The organism is uncultured Halomonas sp., assembly GCF_947501415.1.
Taxonomy (GTDB): Bacteria; Pseudomonadota; Gammaproteobacteria; order Pseudomonadales; family Halomonadaceae; genus Halomonas.
This window is the reverse complement of record NZ_CANMVL010000011.1, coordinates 157,000-180,846: the sequence shown is the minus strand read 5'-3', so window position 1 is coordinate 180,846 and position 23,847 is coordinate 157,000. Positions and strand designations below refer to the sequence as shown.

Below are 23,847 nucleotides of genomic sequence, written 5' to 3'. Positions count from 1 at the left end.
CGGCGGCCCGGTCGGGCCGCCCTGGGTGGGTCACAGGCGCATCGGCATGACGACGTAGAGAGCGTCCCCACCACCCGGCTCCTCCATCAGCGCACTGCTATTGGAGTCTGCCAACGTCATCTGAATGCGCTCGTCGTCGATGGCATTGAGCACATCGACCAGATAGCCGACATTGAAGCCAATCTCGAGAGAGTCGCCGCTATATTCGATCGCGATGTTCTCCTCGGCCTCTTCCTGCTCGGGGTTGTTGGCCATCACCTTGAGATTGCCCTCCTCGAGGTGAAGTCGTACCCCTCGATACTTCTCGTTGGAGAGAATCGCGGTTCGTGACAGCACCTGCCGCATCTCGGCACGCTCGGCGATGAACACCTTGTCACCACCGCGGGGAACCACACGCTCATAGTCGGGAAACTTGCCGTCGACCAGCTTGGAGGTGAAGGTGAAGTCTCCCGTGTGTGCCCGAATATGGCTGGCTCCCAGGGTCAGGCTGACCGGATCCTCGCCATCATCGAGCAGGCGTACCAGCTCCAGGATCCCCTTGCGCGGCACGATCAGCTTCTGAGGCGACTCCACATGAAGCTCCGCCGGACGCGAACAGACCGCCAGTCGGTGGCCGTCGGTAGCCACCGCGCGGATCAGGTTGTCACGCATCTCAAGGAGCATGCCATTGAGGTAGTAGCGCACATCCTGCTGTGCCATGGCGAATGAGGTAGCGTCGATCAGGTGCTTGAGCATTCCCCGCGGCAGGCTCAACTCGGTGCTGCCCTGACTGTCCTCGATGCTCGGAAATTCGGCGACCGGCAAGGTAGAGAGGGTGAAGCGCGATCGACCACTACGCAATACGGCGCGCCCATCCTCCAGGGAGAGCTGGATCTCGGCCTGGTCGGGGAGCGACTTGCAGATATCCATCAGCTTTCGGGCTGGCACGGTAACACCGCCAGGCTCATCCACCCGGGTTGCCACGGTGCGACCGATCAACTCTACCTCCAGGTCGGTGCCGGTCAGAGCGACCTCCTCCTGCCCTACCTGAATCAATACATTGGAAAGTACCGGCAGGGTTTGGCGGCGTTCGACCACGCCTGCCACCAGCGTCAACGGTCGCAGCAGCGCTTCGCGGGAGATGGAAAATTTCATGTCGGCTCCACGTCTTGTCCTGAAAGGGTTGCAGCCGGCAGGGGCCCGGCCAGATGGCATGACGACCATTAAACCACAAGCCGGCAGTATCTCGGAGGGCGGAGCGATCAGCTGGTCAGCAGTCGCATGAGGTTCTTGTAGTCCTCGCGGATATCGGAACTCTCCTCCTGAAGCTGCTTTACCTTGCGACAGGCGTGCAGCACCGTGGTGTGATCACGCCCTCCGAATGCATCACCGATTTCAGGCAGGCTATGATTGGTCAACTCCTTGGCCAGGGCCATGGCCACCTGTCGAGGGCGTGCCACCGAGCGAGAACGGCGCTTGGAAAGCAGATCGGCGAGCTTGATCTTGTAGTACTCAGCCACGGTTCGTTGGATATTGTCGACCCCCACCTGCTTGTCCTGGAGGGCCAACAGGTCCTTCAGCGATTCGCGGATAAAGTCCTGGGTGATCGGCTTGCCCATGAAGTGGGAGTCGGCGATTACCTTCTTGAGGGCCCCCTCCAGCTCGCGCACGTTGGAACGGATCTTCTGGGCGATAAAGAAGGCGGCGTCGTGAGGCAGGTCGACCCTGGCCTGATCGGCCTTCTTCATCAGGATGGCGACACGCGTCTCGAGCTCCGGGGGCTCGATCGCGACCGTCAGCCCCCAACCGAAGCGGGACTTGAGGCGCTCCTCCACACCACTGATCTCCTTGGGATAACGATCGGAGGTCAGGATCATCTGCTGCCCGCCCTCGAGCAGGGCGTTGAAGGTATGGAAGAACTCCTCCTGGGAGCGCTCCTTGCCGGCGAAGAACTGGATGTCATCGATCAGCAGGGCGTCGACGCTACGGTAGAAACGCTTGAAATCGTTGATGGCGTTGAGCTGCAGCGCCTTGACCATATCGGCAACGAAGCGCTCGGAATGGAGATAGACGACCCGCGCATTCTCGCGCCGGCCCGCCAGGGCATTGCCTACGGCATGCATCAGGTGAGTCTTGCCCAGGCCCACGCCCCCATAGAGAAACAGCGGGTTATAGGCCCCACCGGGATTCTCCGATACCTGGCGCGAGGCGGCCCGAGCCAGCTGGTTCGACTTGCCCTCGACAAAGGTCTCGAAGGTGAAGTTGGGATTGAGGCCACTGGTGTGCTTAAGACTCCCCTCTACCTGGACCTGACGCTCACCTCCTGGTCGTCGGGCCGACGGCGCTTCGTCTCGGGATGTCTGAATCTCGGCCTCGTCGGCCACCTCACCCCGGGGTCGCGTATGGACCGCAGGAGCTGCCGGCTGCCGTGGCGTCGCCGACACGGGAGTGCCGAGCTCCCGTGGCTGTGGCCGAGGTACGGCACGCCGGCTTCCCACGCTCAGGACCACCTTCGGCGGCCGCGCCGGGGAGAGCTCGCGCAGCAGTTCGGTGATCCGCTTGGCAAACTTGTCGCTGACCCAATCGCGCACGAAGCGATTGGGGGCCAGCAGGCACAGCTCTCCCCCTTCGCCCTCCTCTGCCTGAAGCGGGCGAATCCAGGTGTTGAACTGCTGCGAGCTCAATTCATCCTGCAGGGTATCCAGACACTGTTGCCAGAGAGCCAGCGACACGCGACGTCACCACCTTGTCGTAAAACGGCCGGGCATTGTATCGCCACAACACTCGGTTATCCACACCCCGAGGCGCCTTGACACACCCTGTGGAAAACAGGCGTATGGTGTGATGACGCCATCTGTATTGAGCTGTGGACAATCCAGCGTTGTGGAGAAGGCCCATTTTCATCCACAGGATTCCCGCGTGAAGGGCACCGCTTCTCCCATCACTATCCACATATTTTATAGCATCCCAACTAGTTGTCGTAATTGATATAAAAACAGTTATCCACAACCACCTTCCCCATTATTAATAACAGGGTATTACAAGATATAAACATTATTGTTATTGATGCGGCGCAAGCCTGCTAGGTACTTGAATCTCCCCCTGGCTGCATAGATCCCACACCACCCAGTCCCATCGCCCACCACGCCTGCCTTGACGAAGAGTGCAATTAGCACACGGAAAAATTGCACCGCCCGGGGGAAAACACTACAATTTCCGGTCTTGAGCCGAATACGTCCGGGTTCCCAGCGGGAATCCAGACGCCTCGAAAACGACGAATCGTCCTGAAAACCACGTGGGAATAACGAGTTATGAAACGCACCTTTCAGCCCAGTGTCCTGAAGCGCAAGCGCATGCATGGTTTCCGTGCCCGGATGGCCACCAAGAACGGTCGTGCCGTACTGGCGCGTCGTCGCGCCAAGGGTCGCAAGCGCCTGAGCGCCTGATCACGGACCCTGCGTGCCCTGCCAAACGTTTCCCCGCCGTCTGCGCCTGCTGACGGCAGGGGACTACCGTCAGGTCTTCGATAACGCTGCCTTTAAGGTACATGGTAAAGGGCTGATGGCACTCGCCTCGCCCAACGATCTGGGACACCCCCGTATCGGCCTTGTGATCAGCAAGAAGAGCATGCGCCGTGCCGTGGACCGCAATCGTGTCAAGCGACTGGTACGCGAATCGATCCGGTTCCAGCAACATCGGCTACCTGCCGTCGACATCGTGATACTGTCACGTCGCGGAGTCGGAGAACTGGACAATGAGACCCTGCACCGGCAGCTGTTCGGGATGTGGCGAAGGCTGACCCGCGACGCCAAGAAATCGTTCGCAACACAGCCACCACCGAGCATCGAGCCACCTTCATCGGATCGGAGCCCGCAGGATCATGAGCGCACCCCTTCTCGAGGCAGGACTTGACGCTGCCGGGGCTACCCTAGAAAGTCCGTGTTCGGAATACAGCCTGCCCTTGGCAGGCTTTTGTCTATCTCGGGCGGCTGAATCGCCTTCCGCCCCTGGCAAGTTCACTACCCACTGGGCAGAACCCTCATGGACGTAAAACGACTCCTATTGCTGATTCCACTGGCGGTGCTCGCCTATCTGATCGTCGTTCAGTGGAATCAGGACTACGGCCAGATGGCCACTGAGCCGCAGGCTCCCTCCTTCGCCAACAGCCAGCCCAAAAGCACCGGCTCCCAGGCCGAAAGTGCCGAGGAAGGCCTGGCAGCCCCCACGGCGAACAGTGGCGATCGCACGGAGGCGATGCCTGGCGAGAACACGACAGCGTCCAGCCGAGACCTGGTTGCCGTGATGACCGATGTGCTGGACCTGCGTATCGATCCCCAGGGCGGTGACATCGTCTATGCTGCGCTGCCTCAGCATAAGTTGACCCTCGACTCCGACCGCTCCTATGTGATGCTCTCCGATGGCGAGACGCGCAGCTACGTGGCACGTTCCGGGCTTCAGCTGGATGGTCAGTCCGGGCGCATCGCCTACGCTCCCGAGCAGACCGAGTATCGCCTGGCCGAGGGTGACAGCCGCCTAGAAGTAGACCTCAATGGTGAGGTCAACGGCATCGAGGTCATCAAGCGATTCACCTTCGAACGCAACAGCTACGCGGTGGATGTCGAATACTTCCTGGCCAACCACACCGAGTCTCCTGTCTCCGCTCGCTTCATCGGCCAGCTGGCCCGCGACAACAGCAGCGACCCCTCCAGTGGTCCCAAGATGGGCATGCGCTCCTATCTGGGCGCGGCCTACTCCACGCCTGAGGATCGTTACCTTAAGGTCGACTTCGAGGAGATCCAGGAGGGCAAGTTCGAGAACCGCGAAGCCGAGGGCGGCTGGGTAGCGATTATCCAGCACTACTTTGTCAGCGCCTGGGCTCCGCCGCAGAACCAACAGAACCTCTTCTACGCCACCACCGACTCCCGCGGTCGCAATGTGGCCGCCTTCGCCGGCCCGGTGACGGAACTGGCAGCCAATGGCGAAACACGCCTCGGCGCCACTCTCTATGTGGGCCCCAAGGTGCAGGACTACATGGAAGCGGTGGCGCCCAACCTCAAGCTGACCGTCGATTTCGGCTGGCTGTGGTTTATCGCCAACCCGCTGTTCTGGCTGCTCGACAAGATTCATGACGTCATCGGCAACTGGGGCTGGTCCATCGTGCTGTTGACCATCCTGGTCAAGACCGCCTTGTGGCCGCTCTCCGCCAAGGCTTACAAGTCCATGGCCCGCATGCGCAAGCTGGGCCCGGAGATGCAGCGCCTCAAGGAACAGTATGGCGACGACCGCCAGAAGATGTCCCAGGAGATGATGAAGTTCTACCAGAAGGAGAAGATCAATCCTCTGGGTGGCTGTCTGCCAATTCTGGTGCAGATGCCGGTATTCATCGCACTCTACTGGATGCTGCTGGAGTCCGTGGAACTGCGTCACGCGCCCTTCATGTTCTGGATTCAGGATCTCTCGGTGAAGGATCCGCTGTTTATCCTGCCGATCCTGATGGGTGCCTCCATGTTCGTGCAGCAGATGCTCAACCCGACGCCGCCGGACCCCATGCAGGCGAAGATCATGCGCATGCTGCCCATCGTCTTCACCTTCTTCTTCCTGTGGTTCCCGGCCGGTCTGGTGATCTACTGGGTGGTGAACAACATCATCTCCATCGCCCAGCAGTACGTGATCACTCGCAAGATCGAGAACGACCCCAGCGTCGGCAAGGGCATGAAGACCAAGTAACCGCTCATTCCCGAGCCACTCCCCGGACCCCCGCCTCATGCGGGGGTCTGGCGTTTCTGGGGAGGCGCAACGACAATGCCTGCATCACGCATAGGAGACCCCCATGGCCCCGCTTCACGACCAGGACACCATCGCCGCACTGGCCACGCCGCCGGGACGCGGCGGCGTCGGCATCATCCGGGTCTCAGGCCCGCTCTGTGCAACGATCGCCGAGGCGGTGGTGGACCACTGCCCCGCACCTCGCCACGCACACTATGGACCCTTTCGAGGCGGCGGCGGCGTGATCGATGAAGGCATCGCGCTCTTCTTCCCCGGGCCACACTCCTTCACCGGGGAGGATGTCCTCGAGCTGCAGGGGCATGGTGGTCCGGTGATCATGGATCTGCTGCTCGGCCGCTGCCTCGAGCTGGGGGCCCGCCCCGCCCGTCCGGGGGAGTTCTCCGAACGCGCCTTCCTCAACGACAAGCTCGACCTCGCCCAGGCCGAGGCGATCGCCGACCTGATCGATGCCAGCTCCCAGGCCGCGGCGGAAAATGCCTTGCGCTCCCTGCAGGGGGACTTCTCGAGACGAGTCGAGGGCCTGGTGGAGCGTCTGATCGAGCTGCGCATCTATGTGGAGGCGGCCATCGATTTCCCCGAAGAGGAGATCGACTTCCTGGGTGACGGCCGGGTGGCGGCGATGCTAGCCGAGGTAAAGGCAGAGCTGGCCATGGTTCGTGCCGCCGCCGGTCAGGGCGCGCTGATGCGTGAGGGCATGAACGTGGTGATCGCCGGTCGGCCCAATGCGGGCAAGTCGAGCCTGCTCAATGCCCTGACCGAGCAGGAGACGGCCATCGTCACCGATATTGCCGGCACCACTCGGGACGTGTTGCGCGAGCATATCCATATCGATGGCATGCCGCTGCATGTGATCGACACCGCCGGCCTGCGCGACACGCCGGACGCCGTGGAGCAGATCGGTGTGGCTCGCGCCTGGGCAGAGATCGAGAAGGCCGACCGGGTGCTGTTGCTGGTCGATGCCGCTGCCACCGACGCCACCGACCCGATGGCCATCTGGCCGGAGTTCGTGGCCCGGCTACCCGACCCTTCTCGGCTGACCCTGGTACGCAACAAGATCGACGCCAGCGAAGAGCGCCCGGGACTCGACTTATCCACACCCACTCCCATCGTGAAGCTCTCGGCGAAGACCACGGAGGGTGTGGATAACCTGAAGGCGCATCTCAAGGAGGTAATGGGCTTCACCGCCACGGCAGAGGGGCGCTTCTCGGCCCGCCGGCGCCACCTCGATGCCCTTGACCGTGCCGAGGAGGCACTGGAGAACGGAGAAGCCCAGCTCACCGGCCACGGTGCCGGCGAGCTGCTCGCCGAGGATCTGCGTGATGCCCAACAGGCGCTGGGCCAGATCACCGGTGAGTTCAGCGCCGATGATCTACTCGGCGAGATCTTCGGCAGCTTCTGTATTGGCAAGTAGACCAATACACCGAGCCACGGCGCTGTCAGCGCCACTCATACAACCCCGCTCGGCGAGATCTTCGGTAGCTTCTGTATCGACAAGTAGATCAGCATGCGAGAGCTTCGGCAGCTTCTGTATCGACCAGTAGTGTTCACTTGCGAAAGAAGTGCGTCTTGTCGAACAGCTCGTCCAGTCGCTCGTAGCGATCACGGACCTCCGGCCATCGTTGCTCCTGGACCGCGGCGATCATCGCCTCGAGCAGCATCAGGGTGGAGACGCTGGAGTCCCACCCGGAAGGAATCTCCACCCAACAGTTGAAGGTCACATCGGCCACACTCGAGATCGGTGACCCCCACTGGTCGGTACACAGCACGATGGCCACGCCACGCTGGCCGACCAGCTCGGCCAGGCGCAGCAGGTTGGTCTCGTAACGGCGGATATCGAAGATCAGCAGGGTATCCCCTGGCTGCATGTCGAGCACGTAATGGGGCCAGGTGCCCGATGAGTCGCTCAGATGGGTGACTCGAGGGCGAACCGCCTGCAGATGGGTAAAGGCGTAGTCGGCCAGTGCATGGGTGATGCGTCCACCGACGATATAGAGCTGATGCTCGGCATCGGCCATTCGGTGCACCGCCTGATCGAATCGCTCCAGCTCTATCTGGGCGAAGGTCTGCTCGAGGTTGTGGCGAACCGCATGGGTGAAGCGGCTCAACAGGTGCGTCTCGGGCGCCTCGGTGAGCCAGCTGTTGCGTCGCTGCGTCGGGCCCACCCCACGGGCCTCCAGCTCCTCGAGCAGCGCCTGATGAAACTGAGGATAGCCCTTGAAACCAAGCTTCTTGACCATTCGCGCTACGGTCGGCGAGGAGACCCCTGCGTTGCCAGCGACACTGGTAATCGAGGCGAGCCCCGCCGCCGGATAGTTCTCCAGCAGGGTATTGGCCAGCTTGCGCTCGGACTGGGTCAGTACCGAGTAGTGCTGGCGGATAAGCTCACGCACGGTAGCCTTGAGGGTCGTCAAGCATCACCTGTCTGTGGCACGCCATGGCGGGGTGAACGGCGCTTCTGAAGAAATCTTGACATGCTGATTAACTCCCGTCTATATCTTTACAAGACCGTGGAGGAAGCACGATGTCTACAACAACAACGTCAACAACAGTGGCATCCCCGAGCGTAGAACTGCACAACCCTGCCGGCATGGGGCCGGTGATATTATTGTGCGAACACGCATCGCATCATATCCCCTCGCCCTATCACGAACTGGGTCTCGCCCCCCGTCACCGCTACAGTCATGCGGCCTGGGACCCAGGAGCTCGCGAGCTGGCCCTGCGGCTTTCACAGGCACTGGATGCGCCCTTGGTGGCCAGCCGTGTGTCGCGACTGGTGTATGACTGCAATCGCCCGCCCGAGGCGGCCAGCGCCATGCCCGAGCGCTCCGAGATCATCGAGGTGCCGGGCAACCGTCGGCTGACATCTGCCCAGCGCCAAGCTCGTATCGAGTCCGTCTACCTTCCCTTCTGCGCCAGCGTGAGCCGGGTCATCGAGACTCGCACCGAGCAACACCATCCCACCGCGCTGGTCACCGTCCACAGCTTCACCCCTGACTACCACGGCCGCCGAAGGGCGGTGGAGATCGGCGTGCTCCACGACGCTGACAGCCGCCTGGCCGATGCCATGCTGGCCCAGGCACCACGTCTGGCGCACCGCAAGATAGAGCGCAACTCGCCCTACGGGCCCGAAGACGGCGTGACCCACTCGTTGAAATTGCATGGCATCGGCCATGGGCTACCCAACGTGATGCTCGAGATCCGCAACGACCTGCTGGCCACCCCCGAGGACATCCACACCCTGGCCGACGAGCTGCTGCAACTGCTTGAACCGGCTCTGGTGGCACTGGGGTTGACCCGCCCCGGCCCGAAAGGATCCCCCCATGCCTAGCCTGATCCGTGGCTATATCCGTGCCATCGACGCTCTCAACCGCGTCATCGGACGGGCCGCCATGTACCTGATCTTTGTGCTGATCGGCGTGCTGCTGTGGTCGTCGACCTCCAAGGTGTTCCTGACTCCCTCGATGTGGACGCTCGAGACCGCCCAGTTCGTCATGGTGGCCTACTTCGTGCTGGGAGGCCCCTACTCGATCCAGCTCGGTTCGAACGTTCGCATGGATCTGTTCTACGGTGACTGGAGCCTGAAGACCAAGGCCTGGGTCGATGCCTTCACGGTGTTCTTTCTGCTCTTCTATCTGGGGGTGCTGCTGTATGGCGGGCTGGTCTCGACCGCCTACTCGCTGGGCTACTTCGGCAGCGAACCCTTTGCCTTCCTGTTCAACCTGGGATGGACCTTCCTGACCCAGGGTTCCTCGGCAGCGGGGGACATGATCGGCTTCCTGGAGCGCAGCCCCACCGCCTGGCGGCCGTGGCTCTGGCCGATCAAGACCCTGCTGTGCATCGGTATTTTTCTGATGATTCTTCAATCCCTTGCCGAATTTTTCCGGGATATCGGCCGGCTTCGCGGAGTGGACATCTGATGTCGTACGAGATGATCGCCATTGTCATGTTCAGCTCGATGATGCTGATGCTGATGACCGGACAGCGGGTATTCGGGGCCATCGGCTTCGTCGGCGCCCTGGCCGGCGTGCTCCTCTGGGGCACGGGAGGGGTGGATATTCCCTTCTCCTCGGCCATGAAGCTGATGAAGTGGTACCCGCTACTGACCCTGCCGATGTTCGTCTTCATGGGCTATGTGCTGTCGGAAAGCCGCATCGCCGACGATCTGTATCGGATGTTTCATGTCTGGATGGGCCCGGTTAGGGGAGGCCTGGCCATCGGGACCATCGGCCTGATGGTGCTGATCTCGGCCATGAACGGGCTCTCGGTGGCGGGCATGGCCATCGGCGCCACCATCGCCCTGCCCGAACTGCTGCGGCGTGGCTACGACAAGATCATGGTCACGGGTGTCATACAGGCAGGCTCGAGCCTGGGGATTCTCGTGCCCCCGTCCGTGGTGCTGGTGCTCTACGCGATGATCGCCCGTCAGCCGGTGGGCCAGCTATGGCTGGCCGGGGTGCTGCCGGGTCTGATGATGGCGACGCTGTTTATCTTCTACATCTATTTTCGCTGTCGCCTGCAGCCCGAGTTGGGACCGGTGTTGCCCGCCGAGGAGCGCGATGTGCCCATGGCGGAAAAGCTGCGCCTGCTGCGCGCGGGCGTGCTGCCGCTGGTGATCTTCGCGGTGATGATGGTGCCCTTCGTCAAGGGCTGGACCTCGCTGGTCGAAAGCTCGGCGGTGGGGGCCACGGCGGCCCTGCTGGCGGCCATACTCAAGGGACGCATGACGCGCCGGGTATTCGAGGTATCGGTGCGCCAGACCCTGGCGATCTCCTGCATGTTCATGTGGATCATCCTCGCCGCCCTGGCCTTCGGCGCCATCTTCGACGGGCTGGGCGCGGTCAAGGCGATCGAGAGCCTCTTCAGGGAGAAACTGGGATTATCGCCATGGCTAATCCTGATCCTGATGCAGCTCAGCTTTATCGTGATGGGAACCTTCCTCGACGACACCGCCATGCTGGTGATCGTGGCGCCGCTTTATGTGCCGCTGGTCGATGCGCTGGGCTTCGATCTGATCTGGTACGGCGTGCTCTACACCATCACCACCCAGATCGCCTACATGACCCCGCCATTCGGCTACAACCTGTTCCTGATGCGCGCCATGGCCCCTCCCGAAATCGGCCTGCGCGACATCTATCGTTCGATTATCCCCTTCGTGTTCGTGATGACCGTAGCCCTGAGCCTGGTGATGCTGTTCCCACAGATCGCTCTGTGGCTGCCCGGCTATGTCTATGGTCACTAGACATATCGACGACATCGACTTGGCGTTGGCTTCGGATTTCATCGCCATGAAAGGGGCTCTCAGGGAGGAGCGCCAAGAGCGTAAAACCAGGAAAAAACGAGCATTATCAACAGTATTATGAGATAGCAGGAGAGCGACACAATGACAACAAGACGCAAGTTTCTGATCACTGCCGCTGCCGGAGCCGCCATGGCGCCGCTGGCCAGCCGCGTCATGGCGCAGTCCCAGGACGAACCCACCATCAAGTGGCGCATGCAGACCTACGCCGGCGCCGCACTGGCCGAGCACGTCGCCAAGCCGGCCATCGACCTGTTCAACCGCATCGCCGGAGACCGCATGCAGATCGAGCTGTTCTACGCCGATCAGCTGGTGCCCACCGGCGAGCTGTTCCGTGCCCTGCAGCGCGGCACCATCGACGCGGTGCAGTCGGACGACGACTCCATGGCCTCGCCCACGGAGGTAACCGTGTTCGGCGGCTACTTCCCCTTCGGATCGCGCTATAGCCTGGATGTACCGGTGCTGTTCAACCAGTACGGACTCAAGGAGATCTGGGAGGAGGAGTACGCCAAGGTTGGCGTCAAGCACGTCAGCGCCGGCGCCTGGGACCCCTGCCATTTCGTCACCAAGGAGCCGATTCGCAGCCTGAAGGATCTCGAGGGCAAGCGTATCTTCACCTTCCCCACCGCCGGGCGCTTCCTGTCACAGTTTGGCGTGGTACCGGTGACACTGCCCTGGGAGGACATCGAGGTGGCCGTGCAGACCGGCGAGCTGGACGGTATCGCCTGGTCCGGTATCACCGAGGACTACACGGTGGGCTGGGCCGATGTCACCAACTACTTCCTGACCAACAACATCTCGGGGGCCTGGATCGGGCACTTCTTCGTCAACATGGAGCGCTGGAATGCGCTGCCCGAGGACCTTCGGCTGCTGTTCGAGGTGTGCTGCGAGCAGTCTCACTATTATCGCCAGCACTGGTACTGGGGCGGCGAGGCCAAGCTGCGGGTGCATGGCGACAAGCTCGAACTCACCTCCATCCCCGATGCCGAGTGGGATCAAGTGGAGAATGCCGCCCAGGAGTTCTGGGACGAGGTTGCCGCCGAGTCGGAGACCAAGGCCAAGGTGGTCGAGATCTTCAAGCAGTACAACGCCGACATGCGCAAGGCCGGCCGGCCCTACCGCTATACCGACGCCTGAGACGCAGGTTCCCGGTTACGCCGGGCCACTAGCCATACCGCGTCTCGACACCGTCGGGGCGCGGCACGGCGACCCCATAAGGAGCTATGGAAATGAACAGTGCAGTGACGCTGGATGCCCTGGAAGACCTATCGGATCGGGTCAGGAACGGTGAGGTGGACACGGTGCTGGCGTGTTTCGTTGATATGCAGGGCCGTCTGATGGGTAAACGGCTGCATGCGCACCACTTCATCGACGGAGGCTGGAGGGAGACTCACTGCTGCAACTATCTGCTGGCCACCGATCTGGAGATGGAGACACCGGATGGCTATGCCAGCACCTCCTGGCAGGCCGGATACGGCGACTACATCATGCGCCCCGATCTGACCACGCTACGCCCCCTGCCCTGGCTCGAGGGCACGGTGCTGGTGCTGTGTGACGTGCTGGATCACCACACCCACGAGCCCGTGCCCCATTCACCACGAGCGATGCTGAAGCGCCAGCTGACGCGCCTGGAGGAGCTGGGACTGAGCGCGATGATGGCCACCGAGCTGGAATTCTTCCTGTTCGAGAAGAGCTTCGATGAGATCCGTCAGGGAGACTTCCGCGACCTGCAGCCGATCAGTGGCTACAACGAGGACTACCATATTTTCCAGACCACCAAGGAGGAGCATGTGATGCGTCCGGTGCGCAATCATCTCCACGCCGCCGGGATACCCATCGAAGGGACCAAGGGGGAAGCCGGCAGGGGTCAGGAAGAGCTGAATATTCGCTACGCTTCGGCACTCGATACCGCCGACTATCACACCATCGCCAAGCACGCGATCAAGGAGATCGCCTGGCAGCAAGGTCGCGCGGTGACCTTTCTGCCCAAGTGGCACCACGCTCATTCGGGCAGCTCCACCCATATTCATCAGTCATTGTTTCGAGATGGATCGTCTGCCTTCTTCGATGAGGATGACGACCTGGGCATGTCGCCACTGATGAAGCACTACCTGGCCGGGCTGCTGCACTACGCCGCCGATACCACCTACTTCCTGGCACCCTACGTCAACAGCTACAAGCGCTTCCAGAAGGGCTCCTTCGCCCCGACGCGCACGGTGTGGTCGGTGGATAACCGCACCGCCGGCTTCCGCCTCTGTGCAGCGGGTACCGAAGCGGTACGGGTGGAAAACCGCATCGGCGGCTCCGACCTGAACCCCTACCTGGCCATGGCAGCCCAGCTGGCCGCCGGCATTCGCGGGATCACCGAGGAGCTGGTGCTATCGCCACCAGCCAAGGGCGACACCTACAGCGGCGACAGTGGCTTGATTCCGCAGAATCTGCGCGATGCCAGGGATGCCCTCGCAGGCTCCACGATGCTGCGCGAGTCATTGGGCGACGATGTGGTCGATCACTATGTGCGCGCCGCCGAGGTCGAGCTGGAAGCGTTCGACCAGGTGGTGACCCAGTTCGAGGTGGCACGCGGCTTCGAGCGTGCCTGAGAGTCACTGTTACAACGATGTCAGCTTATCGGAGAGGATAATGGGCCAGACACTGCAATGCATCTCACCGATCGACGGCACGCTCTTTGCCGAACGCCTGACGCTGTCACCCGACGCCGCGCGTCAGGCGGCACGACAGGCGCGTCAGGCCCAGCTCGAATGGGCCGCCCGCCCGCTACAGGAGCGTATCGACCGCGTCCTGGCCGGCATCGCCGCGGTGGGTGAGATGAACGAGGTCATCGTTCCCGAGTTGGCCCAAATGATGGGGCGGCCGGTACGCTATGGGGGCGAGTTCGGTGGCTTCGAGGAGCGCGGGCGACACATGGCCTCAATCGCCCAGCAGGCCCTGGCCGATATCATGGTCGGCGACGACCCCGGCCTCAAGCGCTATATCAAGCGTGTCCCTCACGGCGTGGTGCTGGTGGTCGCGCCCTGGAACTACCCCTACATGACCGCCATCAACAGCGTCGCCCCGGCACTGATCGCCGGTAACAGCGTGCTCCTCAAGCACGCCACCCAGACCCTGCTGGTAGGCGAGCGCATGGCTCAGGCGTTCCACGCAGCAGGGGTGCCCGAGGCGGTGTTCCAGAGCGTCTTCCTCGATCACGCTACCACCGCGACGCTGATCGCCGAAGGGACCTTCGACTTCATCAACTTCACCGGCTCGGTGAACGCCGGCCGCACCCTGGAGCAAGCGGCGGCAGGCACCTTTACCGGCATGGCTCTGGAACTGGGCGGCAAGGACCCAGGCTATGTGATGGAGGACGCCGACCTCGACGCCGCCGTCGCCACCCTGATCGACGCCGCGATGTTCAACTCCGGCCAGTGCTGCTGTGGCATCGAGCGCATCTACGTACACGAAAGCCTCTTCGACGCCTTTGTCGAGAAGGCCGTGGCACTCGTCGAGGGCTACCGGCTGGGCAACCCGCTGGAAGAGACCACCGATATCGGACCCATGGCCCATGTGCGCTTCGCCGCCGAGGTACGTGCCCAGATCGATGAGGCGGTCGCTGCCGGCGCCACGGCGCATATCGCCACAAAACCCCAGGACGATGGCGGTGCCTACCTCACGCCGCAGATCCTGACCGACGTAACCCACGACATGCGGGTGATGCGCGACGAGAGCTTCGGTCCGGTGGTGGGCATCATGCCCGTCGCCAACGACGCTGAGGCGATTCGGCTCATGAATGACAGCCCCTTCGGGCTGACCGCGAGCCTTTGGACCCCCGACGTCGCACGCGCCCAGCATATCGGCGACCAGCTCCAGACCGGCACCGTGTTCTTGAACCGCGCCGACTACCTCGACCCTGCGCTGTGCTGGACCGGCTGCAAGGATACCGGCCGCGGCGGCTCACTCTCGGTGATCGGCTACCACAATCTGACCCGCCCCAAGTCCTACTACCTCCAGGCGCCATCGGGCTAACCGATACCAGGCACCGAACACGTCCTGAACGGGGCAACGCTTACTATCCGAGGAAGGTAACAACATGACGCTGACGGGAAACTGGTCCTACCCCACCGCCATCCGCTTCGGCGCAGGGCGGATTGGCGAACTACCCGAGGCCTGTGCCCAGGCCGGCATCCGCCGCCCCCTGCTGGTAACCGACAGGGGACTGGCCACCCTGCCCATCACTCAAGCCACGCTGGATATCCTCGAGGCGGCCGGCCTCGGAGGTGCGCTGTTCGCCGAGGTCGACCCCAATCCCAATGACACCAACCTGGCGGCCGGAGTGGAGGCGTACCGGGACGGCAACCATGACGGTGTCATTGCCTTTGGAGGGGGGTCCGGGCTCGATCTGGGCAAGATGGTAGCCTTCATGGCCGGCCAGACGCGCCCGGTGTGGGACTTCGAGGATATCGATGACTGGTGGACCCGTGCCGACGCCGAGGCGATCGCCCCCATCATTGCGGTGCCCACCACCGCCGGAACCGGCTCAGAGGTAGGGCGGGCCAGCGTGATCACCAACTCCCTTACTCACGAGAAGAAGATCATCTTCCATCCCAGGGTGCTACCCTCGGTGGTGATCTGTGACCCCGAGCTCACCGTCGGCATGCCGAAGCCGATCACAGCCGGTACCGGTCTGGATGCCTTTGCACACTGCGTCGAGGCATTCTCCAGCCCCCACTATCACCCCATGAGCCAGGGCATTGCCCTCGAGGGCATGCGTCTGGTCAAGGAGTATCTGCCGCGCGCCTATGCCGATGGCGGCGACATCGAGGCCCGCGGCCAGATGATGAGCGCGGCGATGATGGGCTCCACCGCCTTTCAGAAAGGCCTGGGGGCCATCCATGCGATGAGTCATCCCATCGGGGCCCTGTTCAACAGCCACCATGGCACCACCAATGCCATCTGCATGCCGGCGGTACTCGATCTTAACGCCGAGGCGATCCGCGAGCGCTTCGACATGGCCGCTGCCTACCTGGGCATCGAAGGCGGTTTCGATGGTTTCCGTACCTTTGTTCAGACGCTCAACGACCGGCTGGGCATTCCCCGCACCCTCTCCGAGATAGGAGTTACCGAGGATCGCATCGACGAGCTGACCCGCATGGCCCTTCAGGACCCCAGCTGCGGAGGTAACCCTATCGTGCTGACCCAGGAAAACCTCGAGGCACTGTTCAGGCGCTGCCTGTAATCCCTTCGACTCTCTGCCCGCTACTCGCCCACCCACCAGTCGGCCTGGTAGCGGGCCTCTCGCGACAGCAGCGGTGCTACCCGCGCCATGGCCTCAGCCAGGCGCTTATCGAGCGCCCAGGGCGGATTGATCACCAGCATGCCGCTGCCATACATGCCGCGCTCGCCCTCCTTGGGGGTATACTGCAGGAACTCGCTGCGCCATACCTTGCGCAGACCATGCGCCTTCACGGCCTCGAGCAGCTCATTGTGGCGCCCCGCTGGCAGCAGCGGGTACCACACCAGCACCACGGCATGACGCGCCTTGTGCAGAGTCGCCGACAGCGTATCGGCCACCTCGACATACTCCTGCTTGCGCTCGTAGCTGGGGTCGATCAGCACACAGAGACGGGGCGTCCTCACCGGCAAGCGCTCCACGAGCCCCCTCAAGCCATCGCCGTGGATCGTGCGAACGGCGTCCCCCAGCACCTGGTCCGTCAGGTGATCATGCTCCCCGGGATGCAGCTCGAAGAGTAGGTGACGATCCTGGGAGCGCCGGCGCTGGCTCATCCACCAGGGCGACCCTGGGTAATGGCTCAACCATGACGGATCCGACTGTACCTCGGCCAGTGCCGCCAGCCAGTCATGCAGGAGTCCATCCGATGAAAGCGATTCACGGGACTCCCACAGAGGCAGAACCCCCTGGCGGTACTCATGTAGCCGAGCTGTCTCCTCTGCGGCCAGAGGATAGAGGCCTCGACCGGCGTGAGTATCTATGAACGTAACAGGAGATTCTTTACGTAATAAATATTCAACAACCCCGTACAGAGTCAAATGTTTATGAACGTCGGCGAAGTTGCCGGCATGATAGGCGTGTTGATAGGAGAGCATGGGGGGTCCGCGAATCGGCCAGAAAGAGAAAGGGCTCGCCACACCAGTGACGAGCCCGAAGGGTTACCGCTCGCTGTCGCGGTAGCGCTTACTCGAAGCGACTCTGGATGGGAGAGAGGGTAATCTCGACCCGACGGTTCTGGGCACGCCCCTGCTCAGTATTGTTGTTGGCCACCGGCTGGTTCTCGCCGTGGCCGGTCATGTTGAGGCGGCCACTCGCCACACCGGCCTGGGAGAGGTAGTTGCCGACGGCCTGGGCACGACGTTCGGAGAGGCGCTGGTTATAACCGGCATCACCTGTGCTGTCGGTATGCCCACCGATATTGACGCGGGTGTCGTCATACTGGGTCAGCACCCTGGCCACATCATTGAGGGCATTACGCGCATTGGACGTCAGTTCGCTGGAGTCGAAGCCGAAGGTTACCTCACTGGGCATGTTCAGCACGATATCGTCACCGCGACGGTCGACACCGATGCCAGTGCCCTGGGTGCTCTGGCGAAGCTGCTGCTCCTGACGATCCATGTAGGCACCGACACCGGCACCCGCGGCGGCACCTACGGCGGCACCCACCAGGGCACGATCGCGGCGGCTGGTGCTGCCGTCACCGCTCAGGGCACCGGCGGCGGCCCCCACCACGGCGCCGATGGCGGCACCGGTCCCCGTCTGGTTGCGGTTGGTCTGACCGCTGTAGGGATCCGTGGTGGCACAACCCGCCAGTAGAACGGCGGCAGCCAGCGGGGCAACAAGGCGGAATGGCTTGGTCATCGTGATTATCTCCTTGGTTCGGTGGCCCGGTTAATCATCCATGGGGCCTTTAAGGGCAAAGGTTGCGATGAGCCTTTACACGGGCGGCATCGTCACTGCTCGTCGATCGATGCCAGCAATTCATTCAAGAATAGTAGACCTCGCGGAGTAGCTTGAAGCCTGTGGCCAGCTTCCATCAACATTCCTTTTTCACGGGCGGTCGTGAGACGTTCGGCCAGCACGGCTTCCGGTAGGCCGGTGGACTCACGCCAGAGTGCCATCGGCACCCCCTCGGGGAGTCGCAGGACATTCATGGCGAACTCCAGCGGCAGATCGGCTTCGCTGACGCGATGCGCATCGGCAACGAAGCCGCGCGGGTCATGCCGCCGGCGTAGATAGGAGTCGGGCTGACGACTCTTCCAGCGGCGTTCGATACGCAAGCCGCCCTCCTCGTCGGGTACGCTCAACTTGCCATGGGCGCCGGCACCGATGCCCAGGTAGTCACCGAACCGCCAGTAGTTGAGATTATGCCGCGATCGATGTCCCTCTCTCGCATAGGCCGAGATCTCGTAACGGTGATAACCCGAAGCCTCGAGACGCTCATGGCCCCGATCCTGAATTTCCCAAAGCGCTTCCTCCTCGGGCAGAGCCGGCGGATAGCGGTAGAACTCCGTATTGGGCTCCAGGGTAAGCTGATACCAGGAGAGATGCTCGGGTCCCAGCGCCTGAGCACGCTCAAGATCCTGCAGCGCCTGTTCGGGGGTCTGGCCTGGTAACCCATGCATCAGGTCGACATTGAGGTTGTCGAAACCGGCCTCGCGGGCTTCGGCAAAGGCGGCCTCGGCGTCATCCCCACTGTGGATGCGGCCCAACGCCTCGAGTTGCGCCGCCTGGAAGCTCTGGATTCCCAGCGAGAGGCGGTTGATGCCCGCCTCTCGGTAGCCGGCGAAGCGACCGCGCTCCAGAGTGCCGGGATTGGCCTCGAGGGTGATCTCGATATCGCGGGCCAGGGGCAGCCGCTGGGCCACCCCCGTCAGCAGGCGACGATAGAAGCCTGAAGAGAGCAGACTCGGCGTGCCACCACCGATAAAGAGGCTGACCAGCTCGCGCTCCCCCGCCAACGGCAGGTCGGCGTCCAGATCGGCAAGCAAGGCCTCGAGATAGGCCTCCTCGGGCAGCCCGGCATCGCGGCCGACGCCATGCGAGTTGAAATCACAGTAGGGACACTTGCGCACACACCAGGGAACGTGCACATAGAGTGCCAAGGGTGGAAGCACCGGAGGCGGTAATGCCATCAGCGGCTCCCGCCGACGCGCCGGAACGGCTCGACCAGTGCCTGCAACGCCCGCCCCCGGTGACTCAAGCGGTTCTTCTCTGCCGCCGACAGTTCGGCGGCACTCATGCCCTGATCGGGCAGCCAGAACAGCGGATCATAACCGAAGCCACCCTCGCCACGTGGATGGGCGAGGATCTGCCCCTCCCAGCTACGCTGCACGATCAGCGGCACCGGGTCCTCGGGATGGCGAAGGTACACGAGTACGCACCAGTAGCGTGCATCGCGGGCCCCTTCGGGAACCTCGGCTAGCGCCTCGAGCAGCTTCGCATTGTTACGCGCATCGCTCTTCGGTTCGCCGGCATAGCGGGCCGAATAGATACCGGGTGCCCCCTCGAGGGCGTCGACCTCAAGGCCCGAATCATCGGCCAGTGCCGGCAGGCCACTGACACGACTGGCCTCACGCGCCTTCAATAGAGCGTTTTCGACGAAGGTCAGGCCGCTCTCCTCCACCTCGGCGACGGCAAAGTCCGACTGTGGGAATACCTGGCAGCCCAGCGGCCCCAGCAGCTGGGCGAATTCACGCAGCTTGCCGGCATTACAGCTGGCAAGTACCAGGCGAGCGGGAGTGATCATGACGTTTCTCTCAGGCAAGCTTCACGTGCTCCTCAATCAACCCCAGCAGGGTATCGGCGGCATTGTCCGCGGTGGTATCGAGGTGGACCAGGTGTAGACGCTCCTCGTCGCCGAACGGCTCGAATCGCTGCTGCTGTCGTGCCAGTACGGCCAGGCTCTCCTCGAGGGCGACCCCCTGGCGCGTGGCCCGTTTCTCGATGCGCCGCCGCAGGGTGGCATCATCGGCCTCGAAGCTGACCAGCAGACAGGGAAGGCCACGCGCCTCGGCCTGCTGGCGCAGCTGATCGCGTTGGGCACGCGTCAGGCAGGTGGCATCCACGCAGGCGGGAATGCCGGCATCGAGCAGATAGCCGGCACAGGCGGCAAGCCTCCGATAGGTCGCCGCCGTGGCCGCCTCGCTGAAGATATCCACAGCCGTCTGGCCGGGGTCACCCTGTGGATGGCCTGAGCTCTCCTCGGCCTGTGTGAGCCGCTGGCGCTCAGCCTCCGAGCTGACACGAATCGCACCGAGGCCGGTCACCAGTCCACGAGTAAAACGGCTTTTGCCGCTGCCCGAGACGCCCACGGCTATCACCAGTGGAGGAAAACGGAACTCCGCGATCCACTCGGCAAGAGCCAGGTAACGACGGCATTCGGCCATGCTTTCGGCCAGCAGGGCGGAGTTTTCCGAATCGACACCATCCGCGAGTCGACGTCGCAAGGCGCGTCTTGCCGCGGTCAGGGCATGACAGGTTCCGAACAGCGAAAGCAGACGGGCGAGCTCATAGTCCCCCGACTGACGCAGATAGCGGTCCAGCGCCAGCCGCGTCAACTCCGGCGTCTCGCGGCCCTCCAGGCCCACCAGCAACGCCGCCAGGTCGCTGGCCGGGTCATCGGCGAGATCGGCCCCCGGCACCTCTAGGTCACGTCCGATGGCATTGACCAGCAGCGGTCGGCCGGCGTGGCACAGGCGGCTTTCGGGATGGCGCAGCGCCCAGCTCGGCACCCGACGATGGGCACGCGCCTCGAGGATGGGCGTCAGACGCACCAGATCCTGCTCCAGCCACTCGCCCAGCTGATCGAGTCGCTTACGCTCCCCTTCATCCCACAGGGCCTCACGAATCTCCGCCAGCTCGGCCTTCATGGCGAGCGTCATTGGCCGACCGGCATCCTGCGCCGCGGCGTCGTCGGATATCGCATCGCGATGATAGGCCACCAGCGCATCGATAAGCGATTCCAGTTCAAGACTTTCGCCACTGCCGGCCTTGTCGGCGTCCAGGGTATGACGCATAAAGATTCTCCCGGTGGTGGATTTGCTGGTGCGTCAGTCCTGACGCTGCATGGCCACGAAGGCCTTCTCGGCGGCATCCAGGGTGAACTGGATATCCTCCGGTGTATGGGCGCTGGACATGAAGCCCGCCTCGTAGGCCGACGGCGCGAGATAGACACCCTCGTCGAGCATCGCCGAGAAGAAACGGCGGAAGGCGTCGGCATCACAGGCGGTGGCCTGAGCGAAGTTGTCGACTCGGCTCTGGCCGGTGAAGAAGAGACCAAACATGCCCCCGGCACTCTGGGTGATCATCTCCACCCCTGCCGCATCGGCACGCTCCTTCAGGCCGTGGCAGAGGGTATCGACGCGCTGTGCCAGGGCATCATGGAAGCCGGGCTCACGCAGCTTGCCGAGGAGTGCGATGCCCGCCGCCATGGCCAGCGGATTGCCGGATAGCGTGCCCGCCTGATAGATGGAGCCCAGCGGCGAAATATTGGACATGAGGGCCTCGTTCCCGCCGAAGGCGCCCACCGGCATGCCACCGCCAACGATCTTGCCCAGGCAGGTCAGGTCGGGGCGCACGCCATAGTGCGCCTGTGCACCCCCCATGGCCACACGGAACCCGGTCATCACCTCGTCGAAGATCAGCACGCTGTCGTGGGCGTTGCAGACTCGACGCAGGCACTCCAGGAAGCCAGGCTGCGGGGGGATACAGTTCATATTACCGGCCACCGGCTCGACGATGATGCAGGCTACCTGATCGCCGATCTCCTCGAAGCACTGCTCCACGGCCTCGACATCATTATAGGCCAGGGTGATGGTGTGCTCGGCCAGGGAAGCGGGAACCCCGGGAGAACTGGGTTCGCCGTGGGTCAGTGCCCCCGAGCCTGCCTTGACCAGCAGGGAGTCGGAGTGACCGTGGTAGTTGCCCTCGAACTTGACGATCTTGTCGCGTCCGGTGACGCCACGTGCCAGACGGATCGCCGACATGGTGGCCTCGGTACCGGAGTTGACCATGCGTACCATCTCGATGGAGGGGATCATCTCGCAGATCAGATCCGCCATGGTGGTCTCGATGGCGGTGGGGGTCCCGAAGGAGAGGCCGTTGTCGAGGCGGCTGCGCACCGCGCCCAGCACATCGGGGTCGGCATGACCAGTGATCATCGGCCCCCATGAGCCCACGTAATCCACATAACGCTGGCCCTCCACATCGAACAGATAGGCTCCCTGGGCGCGCTCCATGAACACCGGCGGGCGATGCAGTCCCTTGAAGGCGCGCACCGGCGAGTTGACGCCACCGGGAATATGCCGACAGGCCTGAGCGAAAAGCTGAGCGGAGGTTGTCATATCGTATCTGTCCTCGAAGCTGTGGATAATTCTCTGGATAAGCTATTCACAGGGGGTGAAAAGGTGGCAAACGTCTTCAATTCCCCCATTCTCGATGCTCCGGTCGCCAAAGACCATCCCCCCATCAGGAAGAAGCGGGCGATCCGTGGTGCGTCGCCATCGGCAAGTGCCAGAGGCGACGCGGCAGCGCCTGGCCCGAGCCGGGTCGCCAACCGTGCGACAGGGCTTCCCAGGTGAAGGCCTGGGCCTGTTCACACGCCGCCACCAAGGACTCCCCAAGGGCCAGGCGTGTGGCCAGGAAGGCCGCCATGGTGCAGCCGGAGCCATGAAACTGCCCCGCCAGCCGCGGCCAGCTCCACTGACGACTCTGGTCAATGGCATGCAGTGTGTGTGTCACCCGATCCGCCGGTGAGCCGGGTACGGGGTCGTCTGTCCCGGTCACCAGTACCGCCTGACAACCAAGATGCATCAGCGCCACGGCTCGCTCTGTGTCCTCGGACAGTTGCGGCGACAGCCTCGTCAGCTCACCCCGGTTGGGGGTCAGGATATCCACCCGTGGCAGCAGCCGTTCCCGGTAGGCGTCGATCAGCTCGATTGTGGATAACTCTCTTCCCCCGCCGGCGCGTAGCACTGGATCGGCCACTACCGGCACCCCGGGAAAGCGTTCGAGGATATCGCTGACCGCATCCAGGGTGACCAGATCGGCCACCAGGCCGAGCTTGATCGCCGCCACCTCGAACTCATCGAGGGCAGCGACACTGGCCCGCATGACATCGGGGTCGGCAGGCAACACCCTGGAGACATCCGTACAGGATTGAACGGTCAGAGCCGTGGGGACGGTAAGCGCCCAGCCCCCGCCAGCCGCCACCGCCTCGGCGTCGGCTACCAGACCAGCGCCGCCGGTAGGGTCATGACCCGCCAGTACCAGCACCACCGGAAGATGGGGTTCGTGTGTCACGTTGCCTACCATCAGAACGGCTTGAGCACGGCCAGGAAGATGATGATCAGCAGGGCGATCACCGGCAGCTCGTTGAACCAGCGAAAGAAGACATGACCACGTCGGCAGCGTGCCTCGGCAAACTGCTTCAAATAGATCAAACAGACATGGTGATAGCCGACCAGCAGTGCCACCAGCAGCAGCTTGGCATGGATCCACCCCTGAGTCAGCCAGCCGGGGTTGAGCACCAGCATGATGCCGCCGAACAGCAGCACGGCAATCATGGAGGGGGTCATGATGCCGCGATAGAGCTTGCGCTCCATGACCAGGAAGTGATCGATTGCCTGCTGCTCCCCCCGGTCACGCGCCATGGCGTGATACACATAGAGCCGGGGCAGATAGAACATGGCGGCAAACCAGGTCACCATGGCGATGAGATGCAGGGCCTTGAACCACAGATACATGGGAGTTCCTTGCGAGACCGATGAGGTGATGG

22 protein-coding genes are annotated in these 23,847 nt (G+C 62.9%); 11 read left to right on the top strand and 11 right to left on the bottom strand.

The window, feature by feature from the left end; genetic code table 11:
- Nucleotides 1-30: 30 nt before the first annotated feature.
- Both dnaN and dnaA read right to left on the bottom strand, forming a co-directional pair.
- Nucleotides 31-1,134 (bottom strand): DNA polymerase III subunit beta, encoded by a 1,104-nt coding sequence (dnaN, locus tag Q0894_RS09365; protein ID WP_195688695.1) that lies wholly within the window; start codon nt 1,132-1,134, stop codon nt 31-33.
- Nucleotides 1,135-1,241: 107 nt separating this feature from the next.
- Nucleotides 1,242-2,711, bottom strand: a complete 1,470-nt coding sequence (dnaA, locus tag Q0894_RS09360; protein WP_299234249.1) for a chromosomal replication initiator protein DnaA — start codon at nt 2,709-2,711, stop codon at nt 1,242-1,244.
- 579 nt (nt 2,712-3,290) lie between these two features.
- On the opposite strand from dnaA, the gene rpmH reads away from it, so the two are divergent.
- The 4 genes from rpmH (at nt 3,291) to mnmE (ending at nt 7,177) form a co-directional block, all read left to right on the top strand.
- Nucleotides 3,291-3,425, top strand: coding sequence for a 50S ribosomal protein L34 (gene rpmH, locus Q0894_RS09355; RefSeq protein ID WP_027960517.1), 135 nt, complete (start codon nt 3,291-3,293; stop codon nt 3,423-3,425).
- Nucleotides 3,426-3,438: 13 nt separating this feature from the next.
- The gene (gene rnpA, locus Q0894_RS09350) at nt 3,439-3,891 is read left to right on the top strand and encodes a ribonuclease P protein component (RefSeq protein ID WP_299234244.1); all 453 of its coding nucleotides are present in this window, start codon (nt 3,439-3,441) and stop codon (nt 3,889-3,891) included.
- 129 nt (nt 3,892-4,020) lie between these two features.
- On the top strand, nt 4,021-5,706 hold the full coding sequence (yidC, locus tag Q0894_RS09345) for a membrane protein insertase YidC (protein ID WP_299234240.1): 1,686 nt from the start codon (nt 4,021-4,023) through the stop codon (nt 5,704-5,706).
- Nucleotides 5,707-5,809: 103 nt separating this feature from the next.
- On the top strand, nt 5,810-7,177 hold the full coding sequence (gene mnmE, locus Q0894_RS09340) for a tRNA uridine-5-carboxymethylaminomethyl(34) synthesis GTPase MnmE (RefSeq protein ID WP_299234237.1): 1,368 nt from the start codon (nt 5,810-5,812) through the stop codon (nt 7,175-7,177).
- Nucleotides 7,178-7,310: 133 nt separating this feature from the next.
- Here the strand turns inward: mnmE and Q0894_RS09335 are convergent, their stop codons facing one another.
- Complete coding sequence (locus tag Q0894_RS09335; RefSeq protein WP_299234234.1) at nt 7,311-8,177, bottom strand: MurR/RpiR family transcriptional regulator; 867 nt, start codon at nt 8,175-8,177, stop codon at nt 7,311-7,313.
- A 194-nt stretch (nt 8,178-8,371) separates the two neighbouring features.
- Between Q0894_RS09335 and Q0894_RS09330 the strand changes: the two genes are divergently transcribed.
- The 7 genes from Q0894_RS09330 (at nt 8,372) to Q0894_RS09300 (ending at nt 16,295) form a co-directional block, all read left to right on the top strand.
- Nucleotides 8,372-9,094, top strand: coding sequence for an N-formylglutamate amidohydrolase (locus Q0894_RS09330; RefSeq protein ID WP_299234231.1), 723 nt, complete (start codon nt 8,372-8,374; stop codon nt 9,092-9,094).
- Nucleotides 9,087-9,683 carry a TRAP transporter small permease subunit gene (locus Q0894_RS09325; RefSeq protein WP_299234228.1) on the top strand — a complete coding sequence of 199 codons (597 nt, stop codon included), beginning with the start codon at nt 9,087-9,089 and terminating at the stop codon, nt 9,681-9,683. Before Q0894_RS09330 ends, Q0894_RS09325 begins: the two co-directional genes overlap by 8 nt.
- Nucleotides 9,683-11,005, top strand: a complete 1,323-nt coding sequence (locus Q0894_RS09320) for a TRAP transporter large permease subunit (RefSeq protein WP_299234225.1) — start codon at nt 9,683-9,685, stop codon at nt 11,003-11,005. Before Q0894_RS09325 ends, Q0894_RS09320 begins: the two co-directional genes overlap by 1 nt.
- 141 nt (nt 11,006-11,146) lie before the next feature.
- Nucleotides 11,147-12,199 (top strand): TRAP transporter substrate-binding protein, encoded by a 1,053-nt coding sequence (locus Q0894_RS09315; protein ID WP_299234222.1) that lies wholly within the window; start codon nt 11,147-11,149, stop codon nt 12,197-12,199.
- 92 nt (nt 12,200-12,291) lie between these two features.
- Complete coding sequence (locus Q0894_RS09310) at nt 12,292-13,662, top strand: glutamine synthetase family protein (protein WP_299234219.1); 1,371 nt, start codon at nt 12,292-12,294, stop codon at nt 13,660-13,662.
- Nucleotides 13,663-13,702: 40 nt separating this feature from the next.
- Nucleotides 13,703-15,085: an aldehyde dehydrogenase family protein gene (locus Q0894_RS09305; protein ID WP_299234216.1), complete on the top strand. Its 1,383-nt coding sequence runs from the start codon at nt 13,703-13,705 to the stop codon at nt 15,083-15,085.
- A 64-nt stretch (nt 15,086-15,149) separates the two neighbouring features.
- The gene (locus tag Q0894_RS09300) at nt 15,150-16,295 is read left to right on the top strand and encodes an iron-containing alcohol dehydrogenase (RefSeq protein ID WP_299234213.1); all 1,146 of its coding nucleotides are present in this window, start codon (nt 15,150-15,152) and stop codon (nt 16,293-16,295) included.
- 20 nt (nt 16,296-16,315) lie between these two features.
- Here the strand turns inward: Q0894_RS09300 and rlmJ are convergent, their stop codons facing one another.
- The 8 genes from rlmJ to hemJ all read right to left on the bottom strand — a co-directional run bounded on the left by rlmJ (nt 16,316) and on the right by hemJ (nt 23,815).
- On the bottom strand, nt 16,316-17,164 hold the full coding sequence (rlmJ, locus tag Q0894_RS09295; protein ID WP_299234210.1) for a 23S rRNA (adenine(2030)-N(6))-methyltransferase RlmJ: 849 nt from the start codon (nt 17,162-17,164) through the stop codon (nt 16,316-16,318).
- An 88-nt stretch (nt 17,165-17,252) separates the two neighbouring features.
- Complete coding sequence (locus Q0894_RS09290) at nt 17,253-17,930, bottom strand: OmpA family protein (RefSeq protein ID WP_299234207.1); 678 nt, start codon at nt 17,928-17,930, stop codon at nt 17,253-17,255.
- 92 nt (nt 17,931-18,022) lie between these two features.
- On the bottom strand, nt 18,023-19,204 hold the full coding sequence (gene hemW / locus Q0894_RS09285) for a radical SAM family heme chaperone HemW (RefSeq protein WP_299234204.1): 1,182 nt from the start codon (nt 19,202-19,204) through the stop codon (nt 18,023-18,025).
- Nucleotides 19,204-19,818: an RdgB/HAM1 family non-canonical purine NTP pyrophosphatase gene (gene rdgB, locus Q0894_RS09280; protein WP_299234200.1), complete on the bottom strand. Its 615-nt coding sequence runs from the start codon at nt 19,816-19,818 to the stop codon at nt 19,204-19,206. Before rdgB ends, hemW begins: the two co-directional genes overlap by 1 nt.
- A 10-nt stretch (nt 19,819-19,828) precedes the next feature.
- On the bottom strand, nt 19,829-21,088 hold the full coding sequence (locus Q0894_RS09275; RefSeq protein WP_299234198.1) for a bifunctional aminoglycoside phosphotransferase/ATP-binding protein: 1,260 nt from the start codon (nt 21,086-21,088) through the stop codon (nt 19,829-19,831).
- A 33-nt stretch (nt 21,089-21,121) separates the two neighbouring features.
- Nucleotides 21,122-22,414, bottom strand: a complete 1,293-nt coding sequence (hemL, locus tag Q0894_RS09270; RefSeq protein WP_299234196.1) for a glutamate-1-semialdehyde 2,1-aminomutase — start codon at nt 22,412-22,414, stop codon at nt 21,122-21,124.
- Between the two features lie 124 nt (nt 22,415-22,538).
- Nucleotides 22,539-23,372, bottom strand: coding sequence for a hydroxymethylpyrimidine/phosphomethylpyrimidine kinase (locus tag Q0894_RS09265; RefSeq protein ID WP_299234193.1), 834 nt, complete (start codon nt 23,370-23,372; stop codon nt 22,539-22,541).
- Nucleotides 23,373-23,383: 11 nt separating this feature from the next.
- Nucleotides 23,384-23,815, bottom strand: a complete 432-nt coding sequence (gene hemJ / locus Q0894_RS09260) for a protoporphyrinogen oxidase HemJ (RefSeq protein ID WP_299234191.1) — start codon at nt 23,813-23,815, stop codon at nt 23,384-23,386.
- Nucleotides 23,816-23,847: the final 32 nt, after the last annotated feature.